The sequence below is a fragment of the Sphingomonas aerolata genome, from assembly GCF_023935825.1.
Classification (GTDB): domain Bacteria; phylum Pseudomonadota; class Alphaproteobacteria; order Sphingomonadales; family Sphingomonadaceae; genus Sphingomonas; species Sphingomonas aerolata.
The window spans coordinates 276,851-297,256 of the sequence record NZ_CP098762.1 but is presented as its reverse complement, the minus strand read 5'-3'; the positions used below and the strand labels follow the sequence as shown (position 1 = coordinate 297,256).

Annotated in this window: 22 protein-coding genes; 11 read left to right on the top strand and 11 right to left on the bottom strand. The window is 66.8% G+C overall.

Annotation, left to right across the window (positions count from 1 at the left end; all coding sequences use genetic code 11):
- The first annotated feature begins 153 nt into the window (after positions 1-153).
- Both rho and NEF64_RS01325 read left to right on the top strand, forming a co-directional pair.
- Positions 154-1,410, top strand: coding sequence for a transcription termination factor Rho (rho, locus tag NEF64_RS01330; protein WP_031395107.1), 1,257 nt, complete (start codon positions 154-156; stop codon positions 1,408-1,410).
- Between the two features lie 237 nt (positions 1,411-1,647).
- Positions 1,648-2,367, top strand: coding sequence for a TerC family protein (locus NEF64_RS01325; RefSeq protein ID WP_037528574.1), 720 nt, complete (start codon positions 1,648-1,650; stop codon positions 2,365-2,367).
- Positions 2,368-2,603: 236 nt separating this feature from the next.
- Here the strand turns inward: NEF64_RS01325 and NEF64_RS01320 are convergent, their stop codons facing one another.
- The gene (locus NEF64_RS01320) at positions 2,604-3,305 is read right to left on the bottom strand and encodes a dienelactone hydrolase family protein (protein WP_056406646.1); all 702 of its coding nucleotides are present in this window, start codon (positions 3,303-3,305) and stop codon (positions 2,604-2,606) included.
- Positions 3,302-3,775: a methylated-DNA--[protein]-cysteine S-methyltransferase gene (locus tag NEF64_RS01315; protein ID WP_056406645.1), complete on the bottom strand. Its 474-nt coding sequence runs from the start codon at positions 3,773-3,775 to the stop codon at positions 3,302-3,304. The genes NEF64_RS01320 and NEF64_RS01315 overlap by 4 nt, the downstream gene beginning before the upstream one ends.
- A gap of 56 nt (positions 3,776-3,831) precedes the next feature.
- On the opposite strand from NEF64_RS01315, the gene NEF64_RS01310 reads away from it, so the two are divergent.
- Genes NEF64_RS01310 through NEF64_RS01285 form a run of 6 tightly spaced genes read left to right on the top strand, consistent with a single transcriptional unit; the run spans position 3,832 to position 9,583 of the window.
- Positions 3,832-4,086: a DUF6489 family protein gene (locus tag NEF64_RS01310; protein ID WP_031440901.1), complete on the top strand. Its 255-nt coding sequence runs from the start codon at positions 3,832-3,834 to the stop codon at positions 4,084-4,086.
- 8 nt (positions 4,087-4,094) lie between these two features.
- On the top strand, positions 4,095-5,375 hold the full coding sequence (gene mnmE, locus NEF64_RS01305; protein WP_056406643.1) for a tRNA uridine-5-carboxymethylaminomethyl(34) synthesis GTPase MnmE: 1,281 nt from the start codon (positions 4,095-4,097) through the stop codon (positions 5,373-5,375).
- A gap of 54 nt (positions 5,376-5,429) precedes the next feature.
- Positions 5,430-7,265, top strand: a complete 1,836-nt coding sequence (gene mnmG, locus NEF64_RS01300) for a tRNA uridine-5-carboxymethylaminomethyl(34) synthesis enzyme MnmG (protein ID WP_252574547.1) — start codon at positions 5,430-5,432, stop codon at positions 7,263-7,265.
- Complete coding sequence (locus NEF64_RS01295; protein ID WP_056406638.1) at positions 7,262-7,882, top strand: 16S rRNA (guanine(527)-N(7))-methyltransferase RsmG; 621 nt, start codon at positions 7,262-7,264, stop codon at positions 7,880-7,882. Before mnmG ends, NEF64_RS01295 begins: the two co-directional genes overlap by 4 nt.
- On the top strand, positions 7,879-8,661 hold the full coding sequence (locus NEF64_RS01290; RefSeq protein WP_031396158.1) for a ParA family protein: 783 nt from the start codon (positions 7,879-7,881) through the stop codon (positions 8,659-8,661). Before NEF64_RS01295 ends, NEF64_RS01290 begins: the two co-directional genes overlap by 4 nt.
- Positions 8,662-8,671: 10 nt before the next feature.
- Positions 8,672-9,583: a ParB/RepB/Spo0J family partition protein gene (locus NEF64_RS01285; protein WP_056406636.1), complete on the top strand. Its 912-nt coding sequence runs from the start codon at positions 8,672-8,674 to the stop codon at positions 9,581-9,583.
- 71 nt (positions 9,584-9,654) lie between these two features.
- On the opposite strand, the gene holA is transcribed toward NEF64_RS01285, so the two are convergent.
- The 4 genes from holA to NEF64_RS01265 are packed head-to-tail and all read right to left on the bottom strand — an operon-like array spanning position 9,655 to position 14,141.
- Positions 9,655-10,674: a DNA polymerase III subunit delta gene (gene holA / locus NEF64_RS01280; protein WP_252574545.1), complete on the bottom strand. Its 1,020-nt coding sequence runs from the start codon at positions 10,672-10,674 to the stop codon at positions 9,655-9,657.
- On the bottom strand, positions 10,671-11,189 hold the full coding sequence (gene lptE / locus NEF64_RS01275; RefSeq protein WP_056406634.1) for an LPS assembly lipoprotein LptE: 519 nt from the start codon (positions 11,187-11,189) through the stop codon (positions 10,671-10,673). The genes holA and lptE overlap by 4 nt, the downstream gene beginning before the upstream one ends.
- On the bottom strand, positions 11,186-13,699 hold the full coding sequence (leuS, locus tag NEF64_RS01270; RefSeq protein ID WP_056406631.1) for a leucine--tRNA ligase: 2,514 nt from the start codon (positions 13,697-13,699) through the stop codon (positions 11,186-11,188). Before leuS ends, lptE begins: the two co-directional genes overlap by 4 nt.
- A 10-nt stretch (positions 13,700-13,709) precedes the next feature.
- Positions 13,710-14,141, bottom strand: coding sequence for a DUF3576 domain-containing protein (locus tag NEF64_RS01265; RefSeq protein WP_031396163.1), 432 nt, complete (start codon positions 14,139-14,141; stop codon positions 13,710-13,712).
- Between the two features lie 247 nt (positions 14,142-14,388).
- On the opposite strand from NEF64_RS01265, the gene NEF64_RS01260 reads away from it, so the two are divergent.
- A complete protein-coding gene (locus tag NEF64_RS01260; protein WP_234387526.1) occupies positions 14,389-15,099 on the top strand; it encodes a hypothetical protein in 711 nt (236 codons plus the stop codon).
- Positions 15,100-15,142: 43 nt separating this feature from the next.
- Here the strand turns inward: NEF64_RS01260 and NEF64_RS01255 are convergent, their stop codons facing one another.
- Positions 15,143-15,655 carry a thiamine phosphate synthase gene (locus tag NEF64_RS01255; RefSeq protein WP_056406629.1) on the bottom strand — a complete coding sequence of 171 codons (513 nt, stop codon included), beginning with the start codon at positions 15,653-15,655 and terminating at the stop codon, positions 15,143-15,145.
- 22 nt (positions 15,656-15,677) lie between these two features.
- On the opposite strand from NEF64_RS01255, the gene NEF64_RS01250 reads away from it, so the two are divergent.
- Both NEF64_RS01250 and NEF64_RS01245 read left to right on the top strand, forming a co-directional pair.
- Positions 15,678-16,376, top strand: coding sequence for a YggS family pyridoxal phosphate-dependent enzyme (locus NEF64_RS01250; RefSeq protein ID WP_235516390.1), 699 nt, complete (start codon positions 15,678-15,680; stop codon positions 16,374-16,376).
- On the top strand, positions 16,373-17,056 hold the full coding sequence (locus tag NEF64_RS01245; protein WP_252574543.1) for an HAD family hydrolase: 684 nt from the start codon (positions 16,373-16,375) through the stop codon (positions 17,054-17,056). The genes NEF64_RS01250 and NEF64_RS01245 overlap by 4 nt, the downstream gene beginning before the upstream one ends.
- Here the strand turns inward: NEF64_RS01245 and NEF64_RS01240 are convergent.
- From NEF64_RS01240 to NEF64_RS01225, 4 genes are all read right to left on the bottom strand, one after another.
- Positions 17,053-17,565, bottom strand: a complete 513-nt coding sequence (locus NEF64_RS01240; RefSeq protein ID WP_051916637.1) for a YdcF family protein — start codon at positions 17,563-17,565, stop codon at positions 17,053-17,055. The genes NEF64_RS01245 and NEF64_RS01240 overlap by 4 nt on opposite strands.
- A complete protein-coding gene (gene ribA / locus NEF64_RS01235) occupies positions 17,562-18,617 on the bottom strand; it encodes a GTP cyclohydrolase II (protein ID WP_056406628.1) in 1,056 nt (351 codons plus the stop codon). Before ribA ends, NEF64_RS01240 begins: the two co-directional genes overlap by 4 nt.
- Positions 18,614-19,396 (bottom strand): exodeoxyribonuclease III, encoded by a 783-nt coding sequence (locus NEF64_RS01230; protein ID WP_056406626.1) that lies wholly within the window; start codon positions 19,394-19,396, stop codon positions 18,614-18,616. The genes ribA and NEF64_RS01230 overlap by 4 nt, the downstream gene beginning before the upstream one ends.
- Before the next feature lie 261 nt (positions 19,397-19,657).
- On the bottom strand, positions 19,658-20,278 hold the full coding sequence (locus NEF64_RS01225; protein WP_031395416.1) for a LolA family protein: 621 nt from the start codon (positions 20,276-20,278) through the stop codon (positions 19,658-19,660).
- Positions 20,279-20,406 lie beyond the last annotated feature (128 nt).

The following is a 20,406-nucleotide window of genomic DNA, read 5'->3' as shown; positions in this document are numbered from 1 at the left end:
CTAACCGCCCCCCCAATTCTACCTCGATTCCCAGCACGGCCTCCTGGCGTCCTGCCCGGTCGTGTGGTCCTGCCTGTTCGGCTCGCCCAGTTCCGCTTTCTAGCGCACCCGCAGACCGAACCTGTTCCCGTTGATCGCTATCCGGAAATCCCCATGCATCTCAAAGATCTGAAGAAGAAGAAGCCCGCCGAGCTGGTCCAGCTGGCCGAGGAACTGGGAGTCGAGAGCGCCTCGACGCTGCGCAAGCAGGACCTGTTGTTCGCGATCCTGAAGGTGCAGGCGGACAATGGCGACCAGATCATGGGGCTCGGCACGATCGAAGTGCTGCCCGATGGTTTCGGCTTCCTGCGCTCGCCGGAATCGAACTATCTCGCAGGGCCCGACGACATCTACATTTCGCCGAACCAGGTGCGGAAGTTCGGCCTGCGTACCGGTGACACGGTCGAGGGCGAGATCCGTGGGCCGAAGGATGGCGAACGCTATTTCTCGCTGGTGAAGCTCACGGCTGTCAATTTCGATGACCCCGACGTCGTGCGCCACCGTGTCAATTTCGACAATCTCACGCCGCTCTACCCCGAGAGCAAGCTGACGCTCGATCCCGCCGACCCGACCGTCAAGGACAAGTCGGCGCGGGTGATCGACATCGTGTCGCCGCAGGGCAAGGGCCAGCGCACGCTGATCGTCGCCCCGCCGCGCGTCGGCAAGACGGTCATGTTGCAGAACATGGCCAAGGCGATCACCGATAATCACCCCGAGGTGTTCCTGATCGTCCTGCTGATCGACGAGCGCCCCGAGGAAGTCACCGACATGCAGCGCAGCGTGAAGGGCGAGGTCGTCAGCTCGACGTTCGACGAACCCGCGCAGCGCCACGTGCAGGTCGCCGAGATGGTAATCGAAAAGGCCAAGCGCCTGGTCGAGCACAAGAAGGACGTGGTGATCCTGCTCGATTCGATCACGCGTCTGGGTCGTGCCTACAACACCGTCGTGCCGTCGTCGGGCAAGGTACTGACCGGTGGTGTCGATGCGAACGCGCTGCAGCGCCCGAAGCGCTTCTTCGGTGCCGCGCGCAACATCGAAGAGGGCGGCTCGCTCTCGATCATCGCCACCGCGCTGATCGACACGGGCAGCCGCATGGACGAGGTGATCTTCGAGGAGTTCAAGGGCACCGGCAACTCGGAAATCGTGCTCGATCGCAAGGTCGCGGACAAGCGCATCTTCCCGGCGCTCGACGTCGGCAAGTCGGGTACCCGCAAGGAAGAGCTGCTGGTCGACAAGGCCAAGCTCTCCAAGATGTGGGTGCTGCGTCGTATCCTTATGCAGATGGGCACGATCGACGCGATGGAGTTCCTGCTCGACAAAATGAAGGACTCGAAGACCAACGAGAATTTCTTCGACAGCATGAATCAATAACCGAGGGCGGCCTGCGCCAAGCTGGCGCAGGACTCGCACCGGTTCGGCCGGCGGGGCAGCGTCCCGACCGACGACATGGGCTTCGCCCATGTCCGGCCAAGAAGACCGACCCAAAATGCGGCACGCGAGAGCAATGGCTTTCGTGTGCCGCTTTGCTATGAAACCCATTGAAATCCGCCATCTCCGCACGTCGGTGGTGGCCCGTCACCGGGAGCTGACATCTTGAGTATCATCGCCATGCTGGCCACCGCCGCATCGGGAGTAACCGGACCCGGTTCACCGCTGGAAATCTGGCAGCACATCGTCGCCGACTTCTCCAATCTCGGCGACCCGAAGGCGCTGGCCGCGTTCGGATCGGTCCTGATGATCGACCTCGTCCTTGCCGGCGACAATGCGATCGTCGTCGGCGCGCTCGCAGCGGGGCTTCCTGCTGACCAGCGCAAGAAGGTCATCCTGATCGGCATCGGCGCCGCGCTCGTCCTGCGCATTTTCTTCGCGCTGATCGTGACGTGGCTGATGGGGATCGTCGGGCTGATCTTCGCGGGCGGCCTGCTGCTGCTCTGGGTCAGCTGGAAATTCTGGCGTGAAATCCGCGAGGGTGCGGAGAACGCCGGCTCCGAGGAAATCGAGGGTGACGAACGCTCGGGGATCAAGTCGTCCAAGGGCTTTGCCAGCGCCGCCTGGGCGGTCGCGGTCGCCGACGTGTCGATGAGCCTCGACAACGTGCTCGCGGTCGCGGGCGCGGCGCGCGAGCATCCGGGGATCCTCGTGATCGGCCTGTTGCTGTCGGTCGCGATGATGGGGCTGGCGGCAAACTTCATCGCTCGGATCATCAACCGCTATCGCTGGATCGCCTATATCGGCCTGGCGGTGATCCTCGTGGTCGCGGTGAAGATGATCTACGAGGGCTGGACCGGTACCGGCGAAACGCTCGGGATCGTGTCGCTGCTCGGCTGATCGAGGCAGTGTCCGGATAAGGAAAAGGCCTCGCCGGGATCGTCCGGCGAGGCCTTTTTTGTGGCGTTTGTTCGTTTGTCATGCCGCGCATAGTGTGCTCGAACACGACCCCCCACTGTCATCCTCGCGCAGGTGGGATCCATATCCTCAAAGGTCGGCGATCTTGCACCACCGCCTGCCAGTATGGATTCCCGCCTTTGCGGGAATGACGAGGGGGGAGGGGTGCCTTTCAGCCCTCAGCCCAAATGTTCGGCAAAGAAGGCCGCGGTGCGTTCGTCCGCCAGCTTGGCCGACGCATCCGACCGGCGCTCGCCGAACTCGGTCGCGAAGCCGTGATCCTCGCCCGCATAATCGTAGATCGTGACCTTGGGATGATCGTCGAGCCCGGCGTGCATTGCCGCCTGCGCGTCCTTGTCGACAAAATGATCCTCTTCGGGGACGTGGAGCAGCACGGGGTTTGCGATCGCGTGCTTCTCGCCAAGCAGCCCGTCGATCCCGACGCCGTAATAGCCGACGCTCGCATCGATGTCGGTGCGCGCCGCGGTCATGAAGGCGAGGCGGCCACCGAGGCAATAGCCGACCGCGCCGACCTTGGCGCCGTCACCAAGTTCGCTGCGCGCGGCGCGGATCGTCGCCTCGATATCGGCGATACCCTTGTCCTGGCCGAACTGGCCCATGAGTTCGAGCGCGCGATCGAATTCGGGCTTCACGTCCGGGTCGAGCTCGATGCCCGGCTCCAGCCGCCAGAACAGGTCCGGGGCGATCGCGAGATAGCCGGCCTCGGCGAGCGTGTCACACTTGCGGCGGATGCCGGCATTCACGCCGAAGATCTCCTGGATCACGACGATCGCGGCCTTGGGCGTGCCGGCGGGGACCGCGCGATAGGCGGTGAAGCTGCCGTCGCCCGCGAGCGTCGGGATGGTGGTGGTATTGGTCATAGCAATCCTCCTTGCGGCCGTTCGAGATCGAGCAGCCGGGATTTTGTGATCGGGCCTTGGCCTGCGGAATACGCACCAAGCCCGCCCCCGGCTCCGAGAATTCGGTGGCAGGGGACGACGATCGGAAACGGATTGCGCGCACAGGCCTGGCCGATCGCACGCGGGCTCGACCCGATCGCCTGTGCTAGATCGCCATAACTGGCGGTCCGGCCGTAAGGGACCGCAACGATCGCCTGGCGCAGCGCGTCGCCGCGGGGCGTCAGCGATGGTGCGAGCGGAAGGTCGAAGACGGTGAGACGGCCGGCGAAATACGCATTGAGCTGGCGGAGCGCTTCGCGGATCACCGGGTTCATGGTCGCCTCGACGATACCGTCCCGGTCGATCGCGATCGCGTCGATCCGGCCGGTGCTGCCGGTCACGCGGATCAGCCCGATAGGCGTTGCGATCGAGGCGGCATCCCGCGCATACATTGCCACGCTATGCCGTGCCCCGCCGTGCGGCTCAAGCGCCACCGAAAGGGCCGTCCATGAAGATGAACATCGAAATCGAATGCACGCCCGAAGAGGCCCGCCGCGCGGTCGGGCTGCCCGACCTGACGCCGATTCATGACCGCTATGTCGCGATGATGATCGAGGCGATGCCCGGGCTCGGCGACGGGGCGATGCAGCCCGAGATGATCGAGACAATGATGCGCGGGTGGCAGCCGATGGGTGAGGCGGGGATGGCGTTCTGGAAACGGATGTTCGACGGCGCGACACAGACGGGCAAGACTGGCGGTTGAGTAACAGAATGACGACGATCTTTGCAGTGTCGAGCGGGCGCCCGCCCGCGGCGATCGCAGTGGTGCGGATATCGGGGTCTGAGGCGTTTGCGGCGGCGGTCGCGCTCGCCGGGCCGCTCCCTGCCGCGCGGCATGCCAGTTTGCGTGCTCTGCGTGATGCCAGCGGGACGATGCTCGATCGCGCATTGCTGATCGTCTTTCCGGGCCCGACCACTGCGACGGGCGAGGATCTGGTCGAGCTCCACTGCCACGGGGGGCGGGCGGTCATCGCTGCGGTCGAACGCACGCTCGCGGCTATGACCGGGTTACGGCTGGCCGAGCCGGGCGAATTCACCCGCCGCGCGCTCGGTAATGGACGGATCGACCTGACCCAGGCCGAAGGGCTCGCGGATCTTCTCGCGGCCGAAACCGAGGCACAGCGTGTTGCCGCGATCACCGCGACCGAGGGGCGCGTGAGCCAGGCGGTGCGCGGCTGGATGGACGCGGTCGCGATGCTGTCCGCACGGATCGAGGCGATGCTCGACTTTGCCGACGAGGATGACGTGACCAGCGATGCGGCGGCCTTCGACGCCGTGTGCGCTGATATCGCAGCGCTGGCGGCTGAGATCGAGATGGTGGTCGCGAGCCCCCCGGTCGAACGACTGAAAGACGGCCTTCGCGTTGTGATCGGCGGGCCCCCCAACAGCGGCAAATCGACCTTGCTCAATCTGATGGGGGAGCGCGATGCCGCGATCGTATCGCCGATCTCGGGGACGACGCGTGATCGCATCGATGTCCCGGTCCTGCGCAACGGAGTTGCCTATGTCCTGACCGATACCGCGGGTCTGGTCGATACGCTCGATCCGATCGAGGCGATCGGGGTCGCCCGGGCGGAGACGGCGATGGCGACGGCGGACCTGCTGCTGTGGCTGGCTGACACGGCGCCGCCACGCGAGGATGCGATCTGGGTTCACGCCCGAGCCGATCTGCCGGGACGGGACGGGGGCGTCCCACCCGGTCGGATAATTGCCTTCTCACAAAGCGACCAGGCATCGCTCGATCGGCTCTGGGCTGTCGTCCATGATCGCGCAGCCGCTCTGCTTCCGCGCAACGACGATCTGGCACTCAAGGCGGACCAGCGCCTACGCTGCGAGCGGGCTGCGGTGACACTGCGTGCGGCGGGCAACGACCCGTTGATCGTTGCGGAGCATCTTCGCGAAGCCCGCACCGGGCTCGCTGCGGTGCTGGGTCTCGACGCGACCGGCGAGATGCTCGACGCACTGTTCGGCCGCTTCTGCATCGGCAAATGATGTTCCACGTGGAACAACTTTGACGCGATCGTTGCGTCGCTCTACGGCGATGGCATGTTCGATGTAGTGGTGGTTGGCGGTGGCCATGCCGGGACCGAGGCCGCAGCCGCGGCAGCGCGGAGGGGCGCGCGTACCGCGCTGGTGTCGTTCGACGCGCGGCAGATCGGCGCGATGTCATGCAACCCGGCAATAGGCGGGCTGGGCAAGGGCCATATGGTCCGCGAGGTCGATGCCTTTGACGGGCTGATCGGTCGTGCTGCTGATGCCGCAGCGATCCATCACCGGATGCTCAATCGCAGCAAGGGGTCCGCGGTCCAAGGGCCGAGGATCCAGGCGGACCGCAGGCTCTATGCGGCGGCGATCCAGACACAGCTGGCGGCGACGCCAAACTTGTCGATCATCGCTGGCGAGGTCAGCGCGCTGCATCTGGACGGTGATCGCGTCGCGGGTGTCGTGCTCGCCGACGGCGCCGTGGTCGCGGCCCGTGCGGTGGTCCTGGCGACCGGAACGTTTCTGGGCGGGCGGATCTTCCGCGGCGATGACCGTGAGGAAGGGGGCCGGATCGGCGAGCGCGCGGCGAAGCCGCTGGCGGACCAGCTCCGCGCGCGCGCGCTGCCCATGGCGCGGCTGAAGACGGGAACTCCACCACGGCTCGACGGTCGGACGATCAACTGGGGGGCGCTTGCCGAGCAGCCCTCCGATCCCGAGCCATGGACGATGTCGCCGATGACGACCGCCCGTATCCTGCCGCAGATCGCCTGTGCGATCACGCGGACGACGGACGAGACGCATGCGATCATCCGCGCCGCGTTCCACCGATCGCCGCTGTTCACCGGCGCGATCGAAGCGGCGGGGCCGCGCTATTGTCCATCGATCGAGGACAAGGTTTCCCGCTTCGGCGACCGCGACGGCCATCAGCTGTTCCTTGAACCCGAGGGGCTCGACGACGCAACGATCTATCCCAATGGTCTGTCGACGTCCTTGCCAGTCGAGGTTCAGGCAGCGATGCTCGCGAGCATTCCCGGGCTCGAGCGTGTCGAGATGAGGATGCCGGGCTATGCCGTCGAATATGATTATATCGATCCGCGCGCGCTCGATCCGCGATTGGCGCTTTCCGCGATCGACGGCGTGTTCTGTGCCGGCCAGCTTAACGGGACAACGGGCTATGAAGAGGCGGCCGGGCAGGGGCTGGTTGCTGGCCTGAACGCCGCGGCGCATGCCTGTGATCTGCCACCGGTGATCCTCGACCGCGCGTCGAGCTATATCGGCGTGATGATCGACGACCTTGTCCTGCAGGGCGTTACCGAGCCGTACCGGATGCTGACCGCGCGTGCCGAGTTCCGGCTGTCGCTCCGCGCGGACAATGCCGAGACACGGCTTGGCGGAATCGCGGAGGCGGCGGGATGCCTCGGCACCGTGCGGCTCGCCCATCAGCGCGCGCGTGGCGAGGACCGGGTCCGGTTCCGATCTGCACTGCACGGCGAACGCACTGCGACGGAGATCGCGGATCAGGGCGTTGCGGTGGGGCGTGATGGCGCGCGGCGGACGGCGTTCGACTGGTTGCGCTTCGAGGGCGTGAAGCTTGCGCATGTCGCGCCGGATGCAGCGATCGGAATCCCGGCGGCGGTGGTCGACGAGGTCGTCGAGGATGCGCGCTACGCTCCCTATATCGAACGACAGGCGCAGGAGGTCGCGCGGTTGCGCGCGGACGAGGCGATCCTGTTACCTCAGGATCTTGCCTATGATCGAGTTCCGGGTCTGTCGAACGAGATGATCGACCGATTGAGTGCGGCACGACCGCTGTCCCTGGCTGCTGCGGCACGCATCCGGGGCATCACGCCCGCGGCGCTGTCTGCAGTGCTTCTCCATACGAAACGAGTGCCGGCATGACCGAAGACGAAGCACGGACCTGGGTTCTCGAGCGGTTTGGACCCGTCGCGACCGAACGGGTCGCGGCGTTCGTCGCGATGGTCGTCGAGGAAGCCGCGCATCAGAATCTGATCGCACCTTCGACGATCCCGACGATCTGGGAGCGGCATGTCGTCGACTCGCTTCAGCTGGTTGCACTCGCGGGCCCGGCGACAGATGCGATGCGCTGGCTCGACATCGGAACCGGTGGTGGATTTCCCGGCATGGTCGTCGCGCTGGTGCGCGACGGGCCGGTCGATCTCGTCGAACCACGCCGGCGTCGCGCGGACTTTCTCCAGCTCTGCGTTGCCCGGCTGGGGCTTGGCGAGCAGGTCCGGGTGCATCTGACCAAGGTCGAGTCCGTCACTTCAACGGCGCGGATCATTTCGGCGCGCGCGGTCGCCTCGCTCGAAAACCTTTTGCGTGGCGCGGCGCACTGCGCCACAACAGAGACGCGGTGGCTATTGCCTCGGGGGCGTCTCGATGAGGCAGAGATCACCGCGCTTCAGAAGCCTTGGCACTTTATGTTCCACGTGGAACAAAGCGTCACGAACCCGGAGTCGTCTATCGTGGTTCTGGATCGAGTCCGCGCGCGATGATCACCATCGCGGTCGCCAATCAGAAGGGTGGGGTGGGCAAGACCACCAGTGCCATCAATCTCGCGACCGCATTGGCGGCGACGGGAATGCGGGTGCTGCTGGTCGATATCGACCCGCAGGGCAACGCCTCGACCGGCCTTGGCATCGGCCATGCGCAACGCGTCAAATCGAGCTATGACGTCCTCATCGGCGAAGCGACGATCGATCAGGCCGTGGTGCACAGCCGCGTGCCCCGGCTCGACGTGATCCCCGCGACGGTCGATCTGTCGGGGGCGGAGATCGAGCTCGTAGAATTCGATGCGCGGACGCATCGGCTCGATCGTGCGATGCAGGACTCGACAGGGCATTGGGATATCGCGCTGATCGATTGTCCGCCGTCGCTCGGGCTGCTTACGATCAATGCGATGGTTGCAGCGGATGCGCTGCTCGTGCCGCTCCAGTGCGAATTCTTCGCGCTCGAGGGCCTGTCGCAGTTGCTCAGCACGGTCGAACGTATCCGTCAGCGGTTCAACCCCGGCCTGTCGATCCTGGGCGTTGCACTGACAATGTATGATCGCCGCAACCGGCTGACCGATCAGGTCTCGGCGGATGTCCGCGCGGTGCTGGGCAAGGTCGTGTTCGAAACGGTCATCCCGCGTAACGTACGGCTGTCGGAAGCACCCAGTCACGGACTTCCGGCGCTGATCTACGACCATCGCTGCAGCGGATCGCAGGCGTATATCGCGCTCGCCCGCGAGATGATCGGCCGGCTTCCGGTATCGGCACGAGCAGCCGCGTGAGGGTATTGGCATGAGTGAAGGTACCAAGCGCGGCCGGCCGGGACTTGGCCGCGGGCTGAACGCGCTGCTCGGCGAGATGGCCCGCGAGGCGCCGGTCAGCGCGAGCGGTGATGCGCCGATCAATAGCGGCGTGCGCATGCTGCCGGTCAGTTCGCTGTCGCCGCATCCGGACCAGCCCCGCCGACATTTCGACGAAGCGATGCTGAGCGAACTTGCCGCCTCGATCGCTGCACGCGGCTTGATCCAGCCGATCATCGTTCGGCCGCACGGCCATGATTATCAGATCGTCGCGGGCGAGCGCCGTTGGCGCGCGGCGCAACGGGCGCGGCTGCATGAGGTCCCGGTGGTCGTCCGCGACTTCGACGACGCCGAGACGCTCGAAATTGCGCTGATCGAGAACATCCAGCGCGAGGATCTCAACGCGATCGAGGAGGCACAGGCCTATCAGCGGCTGGCGGGCGAATATGGCCATACACAGGAGGTGCTGGCCAAGATCGTCCATAAGTCGCGCAGCCATGTCGCCAATTTGTTGCGGCTGCTCGAACTGCCTGCACAGGTTCAGTCGCAGGTGGTCGAAGGATCGCTGTCGATGGGCCATGCGCGCGCGCTGCTTGGTTCGCCCGATGTCGAGACACTGGCGGACCAGGTGATCGCCCGCGGCCTATCGGTGCGCGAGACCGAAAAGCTGGCGCGTGATGCCAAGCCGGGCCGGACTCGGTCGGGCGGAGCTGCGGCGACTACGGTGAACGAGGCACGGATCCCCGACGCGGATATCGCGGCTCTGGAGCGGCAGCTGGCCGATCTGCTGGGGCTTCAAGTGCGCGTTGCGCATAGTGAGACCGGCGGCACGCTGACGCTGAGTTATTCGACGCTCGATCAGCTCGACATGGTGTGCCAGCGGCTGACGGGCGGGGCGATCTGAACGTCCGGGGCGGAGCGGTTAGCGTCCTCTCCTCCGGTAAGTCCGCCTGACGGGGAAGGCATTTACCCGCTTCAGTTTCTGCGCGCGATCGCCTGGGCAAGGGCGACGATGGCGGCATCCGCGACGACCCCGCCGGGATTGCCCGGGGCCATGATCGCGCGTTCGGCGGTGCGGACTCGGGCGATGGCCGTAGCGAGCATCACTGGCGACCAGCGGCGGAGCGACTTGGCGGTCTCTGCCTCGTCGCGGAAGAAGACGCGGTGGCGCTTCATCACCGTATCGACCGCTTCGCCGCGATCGATCTCGCCGCGCATCTCGGCAAGCGCGATCAGCCTGCGGACGAGCTGCCGCAGCCACGGGATCGGCGAGGTACCGGCTTCTTCCAGCCGCGCGAGTTCGGTCCCGAGATCGGCGACACGCCCCTCGATCGCCGCGTCGATCGCCTGACCCATCTCCGCCTCGCCGAGGTCTGCGCCGATCGCATCGAGCACAGCGTGGTCGAGATCATGCGGTCGTTCGGGGCTCGCGTCGAGATACAGCGCGAGCTTGTCGATCTCGCGCGCGATGACCGCACGGTCGCCACCGGTGGTTTCGACGAGGCGGCGCGCGACGCCGGGGGCAGGGCGCAGGCCCTGCTCGCCCGCCATCGTGCTGGCGAGCCGCTCTGCATCGGCGGCCGTAGGCGCGTAGCAGGCGAACGCCATCGCACGCGGCGATTCGAGCGCGAGCTTGACGATCTTCGCACTTGTCTTGACGCTGGGCGCGATCGCAACGACCGGGTTGCCCGCGCGATCGGCGTTCAACAGCGTGGTGAACGCATCGAGGCTCTCCTCGCCCGCCGACGCGACGCGGACGTGACGCGCGGTGGCGAAGAGCGACAGGGCGGCCGCCTCGTCGGCGAGCCGCGAGGGATCCGATTTGAGCTGTGCGCCGTCCAGATCGACGCGCTCCGCATCGGGGCCCATCGCCTTGGCGAGCGTGCGGGCGAGGTCGCTTGCGCCGGCCTCGTCAGGGCCGTGGAGAAGATAGAGACGGATATCGGGGCCGGGCCTGGCCAATGCCGCGCGGATCTGGTTGGCGCTGGCCTTCACGGGGCCGGCGTGGGGGCCGGCGGGGTCCGCTGCACATAGAGCGCGATCCTCGCGACGATCTGATCCGCGACGATGCCCGACAGACGTTCCAGCGCGGTATTCTCGGCTGCGATCGTCGCATATTCGGACCGGACGACATCGATGCCCGCGTCCGATCCCGCCGTCGCGTCGAGCAGGACGGTACCGTCGCCGATCCGGACGAGCTGATAGCGCGCGCGCAGGATCCGACGTTCGCGCGAGACGCTGTCGTCGCGACGCACGCCGAGGCCGTTGATCTGGTCCTCGAGCCGGATATCGATCCGATACAGCGGCGGCGCCCCGTTCGACGGCAACCGGTCGCGGAGCGCGGTCGCCATCAGCCACCCGGACTTGCCCTCGATCGGCGTGATCTCGACCTGACCGAGCGTGCCGGCAACCGCGCCGCTGCTGCCGCCCGAATAGAGCGGATGTAGCCCGCAACCCGCCAGGCTGGTCGAGAGCAGCAGGGCTCCGGCAAGAAGCGCGTACCGCGTCATGCGACGATGTTCACGAGGCGGTCGGGCACGACGATCACTTTCCGGGGCGGCTTGCCCTCGAGCAGGCGGACAATCTTGTCGGAGGCCAGCGCGGCCGCCTCGACTTCATCCTTCGGCGCGCCCTTGGGGAAGACGAGCGTATCACGCAGCTTGCCGTTGACCTGCACCGCGATGGTCACCTCGTCATCGACTAGCAGCGCCGGATCGACTTCGGGCCACGCGGCGTCGGCGATCAGGCCATCGTTACCGGCGGTCGCCCAGGCTTCCTCGGCAACGTGCGGCACCATCGGGCTGACGAGCAGCAGCAAGGTCCGGATCGCCTGTTCGCGGTCGGCGGACTGCGGTGCCTTCTCGATCGCGCTGCACAGGCTGTAGAGCCGCGCGACCGCCTTGTTGAACTGCAAGCCATTGATATCGCTCTCGATACCCACTGTCGTCCGGTGGCAGAGCTTGCGCAGGGCGATGTCGTCACCCTCGGCCTTGGCGGCACCATCGGCCTCGATCAGGCGCCAGAGACGCTGGACGAACCGCCACGCGCCTTCGATACCCGATTCACTCCAGGGCAGATCGCGCTCGGGCGGCGAGTCGGAGAGCACGAACCAGCGCACCGCGTCGGCGCCATATTGGTCGACGATCGGCTCGGGATCGACGGTGTTCTTCTTCGACTTCGACATCTTCTCGACACGACCGACGGTGATCGCGTCACCCGTCGCGATCTCGATGCCGTCGCGCACGTCGTCGGGGCCGAGCCAACGGCCGTCCGCGGACTTGTACGTTTCGTGCGTGACCATGCCCTGCGTGAACAGCCCGGCGAACGGCTCGGCGATGTCGAGCATGCCGATATGCTTCAGCGCGCGCGTCCAGAAGCGGGCGTAGAGCAGATGCAGGATCGCATGCTCGACGCCGCCGATATACTGGTTGACCGGCAGCCACTTCTCCGCGCCCGTCCGGTCGAACGGCTTGGCGTCCGGCTGGCTGGCGAAGCGGATGAAATACCACGATGAATCGACAAACGTGTCGAGCGTGTCGGTCTCGCGTCGCGCATTCCCGCCGCAGCTAGGGCAGGGGACATGCTTCCAGGTTGGATGACGATCGAGCGGGTTGCCGGGGATGTCGAAGCTGACGTCCTCGGGCAGCACGATCGGCAGCTGCTCCTTCGGCACCGGCACCGCACCGCACGCGTCGCAGTGGATGATCGGGATCGGCGTGCCCCAGTAACGCTGGCGGCTGACGCCCCAGTCGCGCAGGCGGAACACGGTCGTGCCCTTGCCCCAGCCTTCGCCCTCGGCACGCTCGATCACGGTCCGCTTGGCGTCCTCGATGTCCATCCCGTCGAGGAAGTGCGAGTTCACAAGATTGCCCGCACCCGTCCAGGCGGTGTCGCCGACGAACACGGGGGCCTCGTCATCGCCTTCGGAGACGACGCGCTTGACGGGCAGATCGTATTTGCGCGCGAAATCGAGATCGCGCTGGTCGTGCGCGGGCACGCCGAACACCGCGCCCGTACCATATTCCATCAGCACGAAGTTCGCGATGTAGACCGGGAGCTCCCAGCTGTTGTCGAGCGGATGCGTCGCGCGGATACCGGTGTCGAAGCCCAGCTTCTCCTGCGTGTCGAGTTCGGCCGCGGTGGTGCCGCCACGCTTGCAGAGTTCGATGAACGCAGCCGCATCGGGGCTCGTCTCGGCGATCGCGCGCGCGATCGGATGATCCGCGGCGACCGCGACGAAGCTTGACCCGAACATCGTGTCGGGACGAGTCGTGAACACCTCAACCGAGTCGATGCCGGTCGCATTGCCCGCCAGCGCGAACTTGAACTGCAGGCCCTGGCTGCGGCCGATCCAGTTCTCCTGCATCAGCTTGACCTTGTCGGGCCAATGCTCGAGCGCGCCGAGACCGTCGACCAGTTCGTCGGCGAAATCGGTGATCTTCAAGAACCACTGCGACAGCTTGCGCCGCTCGACCAGCGCGCCCGAGCGCCAGCCGCGCCCGTCGATCACCTGCTCGTTGGCGAGCACGGTCATGTCGACCGGATCCCAGTTGACCGCCGATTCCTTGCGGTAGACGAGCCCCGCTGCGAACAGGTCGAGGAACAGCGCCTGCTCATGCCCGTAATAGTCAGGCTCGCACGTCGCCAGTTCGCGCGTCCAGTCGAGCGCGAAGCCGAGGCGCTTCAGCTGCGCCTTCATCGTCGCGATGTTGGCGCGCGTCCAATTGCCCGGATGCACGCCCTTTTCCATCGCCGCGTTCTCGGCGGGCATGCCGAACGCGTCCCAGCCCATCGGATGGAGCACTTCCATGCCCTTCATCCGACGGAAGCGCGCGAGCACGTCCCCCATCGTATAGTTGCGGACATGCCCCATGTGGATCCGTCCCGACGGATAGGGGAACATCTCGAGCACGTACGAGCGCGGCTTGGTCGAAGAATCGTCGGCGGCGAACGTGTTGCGTTCGTCCCAGACCTTCTGCCACGCCGCGTCCGCCTTCAACGCATTGAAACGCGACGCCATGATGTCGTCCTCAGCCCGCGATCGAGGCGCGACGCAGGTCGCGGGCCTTGGTCAGGATGATGTCCTCGAGCTTCTGCGTGGTCGCCGCCTGGACGGGTGCGGACACCCACTGGCCGTTGCGGTTGATCTCGCGCAGCGCCGCGACGCGGACGGCATCGGCGCGCAGGTCCTGGTCGAGGATCGATACCGTTACCTTCATCCGCTCGGCCGGGGTCTGCGGGTTGACGTACCAGTCGGTGACGATGACGCCGCCATTGGAGTCGGTCTGGAGCAGCGGCATGAAGCTCAGCGTGTCGAGCGTCGCGCGCCAGAGATAGCTGTTGACGCCGATCGTCGTGATCTTCGACGCGGCCAGATCGGCCTTGGGACGGGCGCTGCCGCCGCCGCACGCAACCAGCGGCAGAGCGGCGAGAACCACGAGGGCGGTACGCGGGCGGAACATCGGCATCATCCTGGCAATAGATCGTCGTCAGCCTCTACAGGGCGGGCCTGCTACCCGCAAGGATGGGGTGGGCGTCTGCAATTCGTCCGGCAACCGAGGCGTTCGACCTGTTCTGTGTGTCTGATGCAACACCTTTGGATAATCATTAGGTGCGGATAGCTGACGGGGATCGATCTGTGTTAGCTGCCGTTCAGCGAAGGAATCGTAACAAGATTCGTCTATAAAAGATTCGCAGGGAGTTGTTGTTTTGGTCGCCAAGCGCGTGATGGTCGGGATGTTCGCCGGAGTGGCTGCTGCCGCTGCGGTCTTCGTCGCGCCCGCGTTCGGCGCCTCCGAACAGCAGGTCCGCATCGCCAAGCGCCCGGCGCTGTCGGTGCGCGGCACGGGCGGCTTCACCCCATCGGCGGCGGACCCCCGGCTTGCGGCGCTGTTCGCGCGCGGCGGCTTCGATGCCGGCAGCTTCCGCTTCACCCCGGCCGAAACGCGTCGCGACAATCGTGCCGTCACCGTCGCCGTCCGCGCGCAGACCAACCGTGGTATCGATACCACGCGTCTCGCGACCAGCACCGCGCCGACCGTCGGATTGGCGCCGATCGCGTATAATCTGGGCATGTCGGTCGGCTGGAAGCGGTTTGCGGTGTCGGGCGATCTGGCACGCGTGGATCTGGCCGGGATGCCGGGCAGCCGGAGCTCCGCCGATGTGGCGGTCAGCTATGCGGGCAAGCGGTTCACGGGCAGCGTCAAGGCTGCGGCGGATCGTCCGCTCGCCAATACGCCGCGTCTCGTCGAGGATGCGCCGAGCTATTCGGTCGATCTCGGCGGATCCTATTCGCTCACGCGGAACATCGATGTGACCGCCGGCGTCCGCTATCGGTCGGATCGTGAGCGGTTCGTTCGGCTCGAGGACGATCGTCGCGACAGCCAGGCCGTCTATCTCGGGACCGCCTTCCGCTTCTGATCCGGGCGCAGCCTGACCGGCGATAAGCCGTGAACCGCCCCCATCACGTCCACGCATCGATCGCGGCCCAGCCGTGAAAGCCCAGCATCCTGAGTCGCCGCCACCGTGCGGCCGTCATGCCGCCTAGTGCGATGATCGGCAGTCCGAGTCCGCGTGCAACCCGCAGAGCAGCCGCGGGACCGATCGCTGGCGCCCCCGGATGCGACCGCGTCGGATAGATCGGCGACACGAACAGCGCGTCGGCACCGGCTCGCGCGCCGAGCATCGCCTCGCGCCGATCATGCGCGGGCCAGGTTCGCAGGCTCCCACCGCGGCCGGCGCCATGCACGCCATCGATCCCGGCAAATCCGGGTCGCGCGACCACCACCAGCCGTCGCGCCTGCGCGATGCGGCGGATGCGCAGTGCCAGCGCCCAACGCTGCGCCGGGGGCGTCTGGTAATGGCGGATCACGACCCCCGATCCAGGCGGAATACGCTGCAACGCACGCCATAGCGCATCGCCCATCCGCTCGTCGGTCATCAGCCAGAGGCGCGGGACGGGGTTTCGGTGCGGCATCTTGCTGCCTATAGCGCCCCGCATGACAGACACGAACGGCATGACCGACGAAACCGACCGCGCGCAGCGCCTGGCCGAGATCCGCGCGCGGATCGCCAAGGCCGCCGAGATCGCCGGTCGCAAGCCCGAGGACATCGCCTTGATCGCGGTGTCGAAGACGCATCCGGCGGCGGCGATCGAACCCCTGCTCGAACAGGGTCAGCGGGTATTCGGCGAGAACCGCGTCCAGGAAGCGGCGGACAAATGGCCAGCGCTCAAGGCGCGGTACCCCGACGTCGTCCTGCACCTGATCGGGCAGTTGCAGTCGAACAAGGCGGCGGATGCCGTCGCGTTGTTCGACTGCATCCATGTCGTCGATCGTCCGTCGCTGGTCACGGCGCTCGGCAAGGCGATGCGTGAGAGCGGGCGGCGCCCCGACTGCTATCTCCAGGTGAATATCGGTGATGAGCCGCAAAAGGGCGGCTGTGCGATCGCCGACTTGCCCGCGCTGCTCGACGCGGCGCGCGCGGCCGACCTTCCGGTCGCGGGGCTGATGTGCCTGCCCCCAGCCGATGTCGAGCCCGCACCCTATTTCGCGCTGCTGGCAAAGCTTGCGCGCGATTGCGGGCTGTCGGGGCTGAGCATGGGCATGTCCGACGACTTCGAGACCGCGGTGACGATCGGCGCGACGCACGTCCGGATCGGCAGCGCGCTGTTCGGCGCGCGGGGGCATCGCGCATGACCGGCGCGGTCCGGTTCGACGCGCTGCTGTTCGATTTCGACGGGGTGCTGATCGACAGCGAGGCGCTCGGCAACCGGCATATCGCCGAATGGCTGACCGCGGCAGGGCATCCGATCACCGCGGAGGAGTCGATGGCGAACTTCATGGGGCTTGCCGGGCCGCAGTTCGTCGACGCGATCGAGCGCTGGATCGACCGGCCGCTGCCCGAGGCGTTCTACGCGGCGCGCAAGGCGGAGGACGACCGCGTGATGGCCGCCGGTATCGATGCGATCGCGGGTGCGGTCGCCTTCGTCCGCGCCTTGCCGGCCGATCTGCCCAAGGCGATCGTCTCGTCGAGCCCGACCCGCTGGATCGCGCGGCACCTCGACCATATCGGCCTGCGCGACGCGTTCGGCGATCATCTCTACAGCGGCCGCGAGCATGTCACGAACGGCAAACCTGCGCCTGATCTCTATCTGTATGGTGCCGAACGGCTGGGCGTCGATATCGGCCGGACCGCGATCCTCGAGGATTCGCCGGTCGGCGCGAACGGCGCGGTGGCCTCGGGCGGCTATGTCATCGGACTGTCCGCGGGGTCGCATTGCGGGCCGGACCACGGCGCGCGGCTGAAGGCGATCGGCGTCGATGCGCTGGCCGACGATTTCGAGGCGGTGGCGCGCGTCCTGCGAGAGGGGGCCTAGGCCCGCCGCCTGCGCAGGATCGCGCCGACGCCCGCGACCAGGTCATAGGGGATCGCCGCAGCCTCGCGTGCGCGCATCTTGATCTGGTAGCGGCGGCTGCCGCCATGCGGGACGTGGATCGCGCTGGCGGGCATCCCCAGCATCGCGAACAACATGCGGATGCGCGGCTGGTGATAGCCGTCGGTGCAGATCATGCACTGGGCATACTGCCCCGCGCGGGCGAACCGCGTCGCTGCGACCACGCTCTGCAGTGTATCGAGACTGGCTTCGTCGAGGTGGATCCGCGACCGATCGACCGTTTCGGCCAGCCGGTCGGCCATCACCGACGCCTCCGACGGACCATGACGGCCGATCGCGCCCGAACAGAACAGGTCCGCCTCGGTATAGCGCGCTGCCGCCGCTGCCGCGAACGCGATCCGTCGCTCGAGCGTCGGGCTCGGGCTGCCATCCGCGCGGACCGCGGCGCCGAACACGACGATCAGCCGCCGCGAGGGAGGTATATCGATCAAAGCTGATGCCCGGTGCGGTCGCGCTTGGTCGCGAGATAGCGGGCATTGTGCGGATTGGCGGGCAGCGCATGGGGGACGCGCTCGGCCACCGTCACACCGGTCGCTTCGAGCCCCGCGACCTTGGCCGGATTGTTGGTGAGCAACCGGACCCGGTTCTGGCCGAGCAGGCTCAGCATCCGCGCGGCAACGCCGAAATCGCGTGCATCGATCGCAAAGCCCAGCCGCGTGTTCGCATCGACCGTGTCGAACCCCTGATCCTGCAGCGCATAGGCGCGCAGCTTGTTGACCAGGCCGATGCCGCGCCCTTCCTGCCGCAGATAGAGCAATATGCCCCAGCCGCTGTGCTGGATCGCATGGATCGCGGCGTGGAGCTGCGGCCCGCAGTCGCATTTGAGGCTGCCGAGCACGTCACCGGTCAGGCACTCGCTGTGGAGACGGACGAGCGGGGCATCGCCGTTCGGCTGCCCGATCAGGAGGGCGATGTGTTCGTCGGCACTTTCTGGCGAACGGAAGGCGACGATCTCGGCATCCTCCGCACCCTCGACCGGCAAGCGTGCGCGGGTCGCGATGACCAGCCGGGTCGCATCCTCATGCGCATCGATATCGGCGGCGGTCGCGGTCGCCTCGGGCGCGCCGCTGCCCAGGAAGAAGGCGGGCAACAGCCCCGCGATCCGTGCGAGCCGCAACGCAGCCGCGGCGGCGTCGGGATGGGGGACGGGCAGGGTGCGGAACGGACCCTTGAGCGGCGTCGCGAGGTCGAACTGCGGATCGGCAAGCGCTGTCGCCGCGGGAAAGTCGATCCAGGGCGCGCGATCGACGAGGACGGGGGCGGTCGGGTCGGCCGCCTCGAGCTGATTGGCGAGCTTCAGCGTCACCGCCCGTCCCGACGAGATCAGCACCCCGCCGGTCGCCGGCGGATCGAATGCCGCGAGTCGGTCCGCGTCCGCCGTCTCGACCGCGAGCAACGTCAGTCCGTCGATCGCGATCGGCCAGCCGCGGCGCAGGGCATCGACCGCGCGGGCCGCGGCGCGCGGATTGGGGCGATCGCTCAAAAGGCGAACTCGGTCAGGATCGGGATATGGTCGGAGGGCTTGAGCCAACTGCGGCACGGCTCGAAGACGTGATGCGCGATCGCGGCGTCCGCGGCCGCGCCCGTCGCCCACATGTGATCGAGCCGCCGCCCGCGATCGGACGTCGCCCAGTCCTTCGCGCGGTAGCTCCACCAGGTGAACAGCCGCGCGGGGGCGGGGTGGAAGCGACGGCCGAGATCGACCCAGTTTCCCGCGGCCTGGAGCCGGGCCAGCGCCTCGACCTCGACCGGCGTATGGCTGACGACATCGAGCAGCTGCTTGTGGCTCCAGACGTCCGCCTCGAGCGGCGCGATGTTGAAATCGCCGACCAGGATCGTCGGGCCGCTCAGCGTTTCCGACCAGCGCGTCATCCGCTCGAGAAAGTCGAGCTTCTGGCCGAATTTCGGATTGGCGTCGCGGTCGGGCACGTCGCCGCCCGCGGGAATATAGACATTCTCCAGCCGCACGCCGTTTTCCAGGCGCACGCCGACGTGGCGGGCTTCGCTGTTCGCCTGCCAGTCGAACCGGTCGTCGGCGACGATCGGCACCTTGCTCAGGATCGCGACGCCGTGATGCATCCGCTGGCCGTGGAGCACGATATGCTCATAGCCGAGCGCGCGGAACGTCTCGAAGGGGAAGTCGTCGTCGACGACCTTGGTTTCCTGGAGGCACAGGATGTCGGGCGCGGCTTCCTTCAGAAACTGCTCGACGATGGCGATCCGGAAGCGGACCGAGTTGATGTTCCAGGAGACGATTTTCACGCGTGCGATGTAGCGCCGCGTGGGGGTGGCGACAAGGATCGCGCGGCGGCGTGCCGATCAATGAAAAGACCCCCGCTCCGGGGGCGTGGAGCGAGGGCCGACTCAGCGTTCGTCACGCAGGCAGACAATGGGGACACCATCCGGGCAACAGGGGGAAAAATCCCGAATGCCCCACATCCGCGACTCAGCCCCTAGCGCCAGGAACCTGTCGCCGGGATGAATGAAACGACAATGCCGTTCATTTTCAGGAGGTGACCAGACTCACCGGGTCCGACGCGGGTCGTTCCACCGGAAGGTGTTGTCGCTGACCGGTCCGCCGAATTTCTGCTTGGACAGGCGGATGGTGGTCCGGTTGTTCTGGCTGTCGAGCGCGACCCAGCCCTGCAGCATCAGCCCGCCGGGGGCGGCGGCATCGCGTGCGAAGACCAAGGTGATGCGGCCATATTCGGGATGCTTGGGGTCGTTCGCCTCGACCGAGACGACGCGGTTGTCATAGCCGGGCACCAGCTTGGCATAGCGCGTGATGTCGCGGCTCGGGTCGAGCAGCACGCCGAGCGGCGAATTCTTGATCGGCCAGCGCTGCACCTGCTTCACCGAATAGTCGATGAAGGTCAGCGCGCCGCCCTCGGCGACGATCAGGATCGGTACGCCCTTCTCATACTGGAACCGCAGCTTGCCCGGCTTCTTGAGCGTCAGCACGCCGGTCAGCACCTTGCCGTTGCGATCCGCCTGCGAAAAGTCGGCGGTCATCGTCGTGACCGATTGCAGGTGCTTCTGCACGGCGGCGAGGTCGCCGGTCGCCTGTGCGGCGATCGGCGACGGCACGGCGGCGACCGAGAGGGCGGCGATCGTCGCGATCACCGCGGGGCGGGTGTTGAACATCGAAATCTCCTTGGACGCCGGGCAATGCCGGGCCCGGCTTGAACGGGTTGTGAACTGGGATGCGTGAGGATCGGGTCATCGCCGCCAGAGCCTCCGTCATCCTGGGCTCGACCCAGGATCCAGGATGA